We start from the raw sequence: 3,350 nt of genomic DNA, 5'->3' as shown, positions 1-3,350 counted from the left end.
AGTGGGCGGCGCCCACGCTGGCGGCGGCGGGGGCGGCGAGGGCCGCCTCCGGCTCGGTGCCGATCAGGTGCGGGGCGAGGGCGATCGACGTGGCGCCCGCCATGCGCAGCTGGTCGGCCGCGGCCTTGACCGACGCCTCGTCGTTCAGGGAGGCGGTGAAGACCGGCGCGGCCAGCCGGGAGGCGAGCAGCACGCTCGTGACCTCGGCCTGCCGGACGGCGGTCGCGTCGCCCGGCGTCGCGACGATGACGCCGGACGCGGCGGTCACCATCGTCATCAGCCGGATGCGGTCGGCGCGGGCGAGGCCCGCGTCGGCGAGCCGGTCGTGCAGCGCCTCGGCGATGAGCGGGTGCGGGCCGAGCGGCTCGGCGGCGACGGCGCGCACCGGCGCGGCCGCGACGGCGGCGTGCACGGCGCGGTCGAGCGCCGGGTCGGGGCCGGTGGACAGCGGGACGACGACGGCCGCCAGCTCGTCCTGCTCCTGGCGCAGCCCGGCGAGGACGCCGTGCAGCGGGGCCTCGGCACCGTCCAGGTGCCCGACGTAGGCGGGCTGGCCGGTGTGCTCTATCTCGACGAGCCGGGCCAACTCGGCGCCGACCTCGGCGCCGGCCTGCCGGGCGTGCCCGGGCACGGCCAGGACCAGCGTGGGGGAACCGGGGGGCAGCAGGAAGGACTCGTCGCCGCGGTGCCGGCCGCCGCGGGGGGTGCGGCGCCGTCGCGACGGCAGTGCCTCGGATGCCTGGCTTTCGGGACTCACGGCGGGCATCGTAACGCCCTCCGGCCCCGGAGCCGTCCTCCCGTCCCGGCCTCCGTCGTTGCCTGTATGGATCGCGGATCTCCTTTCCGTGCCGGCGCGACGCGAACGGCGGTGGCGCGAGCGTGGCGGCGCGTGCGGTGATGAAGAAGCAGAGTATGGCGCAATGTCCGCGAGCAACAGGGGGAAATGAAGTAAATTGTCCGGATTTGCCGCTATCTCCTTGCGGAAGCCGCGACAAGATCACTCCGGCCGCGGGCATCGCCGCAGGTGACACGGAATGGTGCCAATGCGTCCGAAAGGCGCCAAAGGGGTTGCGGTCTCGTCGCGGGCCGCCTTTATGATCCAGGGACCCTCCACGACGGAACGGTCGAGGTCCCATGAAATCCCCCCGTACGCGCTCGATCCGCTCGAAGGTGACGGCGCTGCTGCTCGTGCCGCTGCTCTCGCTGGTAGCGCTGTGGGGGTACGCCGCGAGCGTCACCGGACGGGACGCGCTCGCTCAGCGCAAGTACCACACGCTCGACCGCGTGTTCGGCGCGAGCGGCCAGAGCCTCCTGGTGGAGTTGGGCAAGGAGCGCCAGTCCTCGGCCGTCTTCCTCAGCACTCCGCGCTCCGCTCCCGGCGGCGTGCCCGTCACGCTCGTCGCCCAGCGCACGCGCGTCGACAAGGCCGTCGAGCACTTCCGCCGCGAAGCCACGTCGGACGCGGCGCGCGGCGCCACCACCGAGGAGATGAAAGGCCGCGTCACCGACGTCCTGCGCGCGCTCGGCGGGCTGGGCGGCCTGCGCTCCGCGGTCGACGGGCGGCTCGTCGACCGGCTGACCGCCGTCAACGGCTACAGCACGATGGTCGACGACCTGCACCGGCTGTACGACGGCCTGGTCGTCATCGACCACGCCGACCTCTACAACTGGATGCTGGCCACCCGGCACGCCGCCCGCGGCATGGAGCTGCTGCAGCGCGAGAACGCGCTGATCGCGTCCGCCCTCGTCACCCAGGGCCGGATGACCCCCGCCGAGCACCGGCTGTTCGTCGAGATGATCGGCGAGCAGCGCTGGCAGTGGATCAAGCAGCGCACGCTGCTCGACCCGGTCGTCTACCGCACCGGGACCGCGCCGGTCTTCGCGTCCCGCCGCTACCAGGACTTCAAGGCCATCGAGGACCGCATCGCCGCCGCCGACCCGCGCAAGCCGCTGCCGGTGGGGGAGGCGGAGTGGCGCCGGACCGCCGACCCGCTGGTGGCCGCGGTCAGCGCGATGGTGCTCGACACCTCCAAGGGCGCCGCCCAGCGGGCCGACCGGCTCGGCCGCGACGCCTACGTGCGGCTCGGCGCCGTCGGCGGCCTCGGCCTGCTGGCGATCGCCGCCTCGGTGCTGCTGTCGCTGCGGTTCGCGCGCGGGTTCGTCCGCGAGCTGGTCGGCCTGCACGGCTCCGCCGAGGAGCTGGCCGAGCGGCGGCTGCCCGGCGTCGTCGCGCGGCTCAGCCGCAACGAGAGCGTGGACGTCGCCGCCGAGGCGCCCGCCCTGCGCGCCGGCGGCACCACCGAGATCGCCCGGCTCGCCGACGCGTTCGCCAAGGTGCAGCGGACCGCCGTGGACGCCGCCGTCGGCCAGACCGAGCTGCGCGCCGGCGTCAGCCGCATCTTCCTCAACATCGCCCGCCGCAACCAGTCGCTCCTGCACCGCCAGCTCACGATGCTGGACGGCCTGGAGAGCCGCGCCGAGGCCGACGACCTGGAAGACCTGTTCCGCATCGACCACCTCACCACCCGCATGCGGCGGCACGCGGAGAGCCTGATCATCCTGTCCGGCGCCACGCCCGGCCGCGGCTGGCGGCAGCCGGTGCGGTTCGCCGACGTGCTGCGCGCCGCCGTCTCGGAGATCGAGGACTACACCCGCGCGACCGTGCTCACCGACTCCGAGGACGGCCTGGTCGGCGCCGCCGTCACCGACGTCGTCCACCTGCTCGCCGAGCTGATCGAGAACGCGGCGGCCTTCTCCCCGCCCAATACCGAGGTGCGGGTCAAGGCCGAGCGGGTCGGCACCGGCTTCGCCGTCGAGATCGAGGACCGCGGCCTCGGCGTCCGGCCCGAGCTGCTCGCCGAGGCCAACCGGCGGCTCGCCGAACCGCCCGAGTTCGACCTCGTCGACACCGACCAGCTGGGCCTGTTCGTCGTCGCGCGGCTCGCCGCCCGGCACGGCATCGCCGTGACGCTGCAGCGGTCCCCGTACGGCGGCGTGACGGCGATCGTGCTGCTGCCGCACGAGCTGGTCGTCCCGGCGGAGCAGCTGGAGGCGGGCCCGCCGGAGGCCGGCTCGCCGCTCGACACCGTCACCGACGGCGTCACCGACACCGACACCGACGGCGCGGCGGGCGCGGCCCTGGTGCCGGCGCCGCGGTCCGAGGCCGTCGTCCCGCTGCGGGAGCCGCCGGCGGCGGACGCCGCGCCCGTGGAGGCGCCGCCCGCGCTGCCCCGGCTCACCGGCCCGTGGGGCGACCCGGGCCGGCCGGTGCTCGCGGCCCCGCCGCGCCCCGCCCCGAACCCGGTGGTAGTCGTCCACGCAGACCGCGGTCATCCGGTCGGCCCCGAGAC

At 75.2% G+C, this 3,350-nt stretch carries 2 protein-coding genes; one reads left to right on the top strand and one right to left on the bottom strand.

All coding sequences use genetic code 11. From position 1 onward, the window contains the following. Positions 1–757, bottom strand: a 757-nt coding sequence (locus tag ETD96_RS42820; RefSeq protein ID WP_138642194.1) for a sirohydrochlorin chelatase, incomplete at its 3' end; no start/stop codon positions are given. A 377-nt stretch (positions 758–1,134) separates the two neighbouring features. On the opposite strand from ETD96_RS42820, the gene ETD96_RS42815 reads away from it, so the two are divergent. Further along, positions 1,135–3,350, top strand: a 2,216-nt coding sequence (locus ETD96_RS42815) for a sensor histidine kinase (protein WP_138642193.1), incomplete at its 3' end; no start/stop codon positions are given.

It is taken from the genome of Actinomadura geliboluensis (assembly GCF_005889745.1).
Classification (GTDB): Bacteria; Actinomycetota; Actinomycetes; order Streptosporangiales; family Streptosporangiaceae; genus Spirillospora; species Spirillospora geliboluensis.
This window is presented reverse-complemented; position numbering and strand designations above follow the sequence as displayed.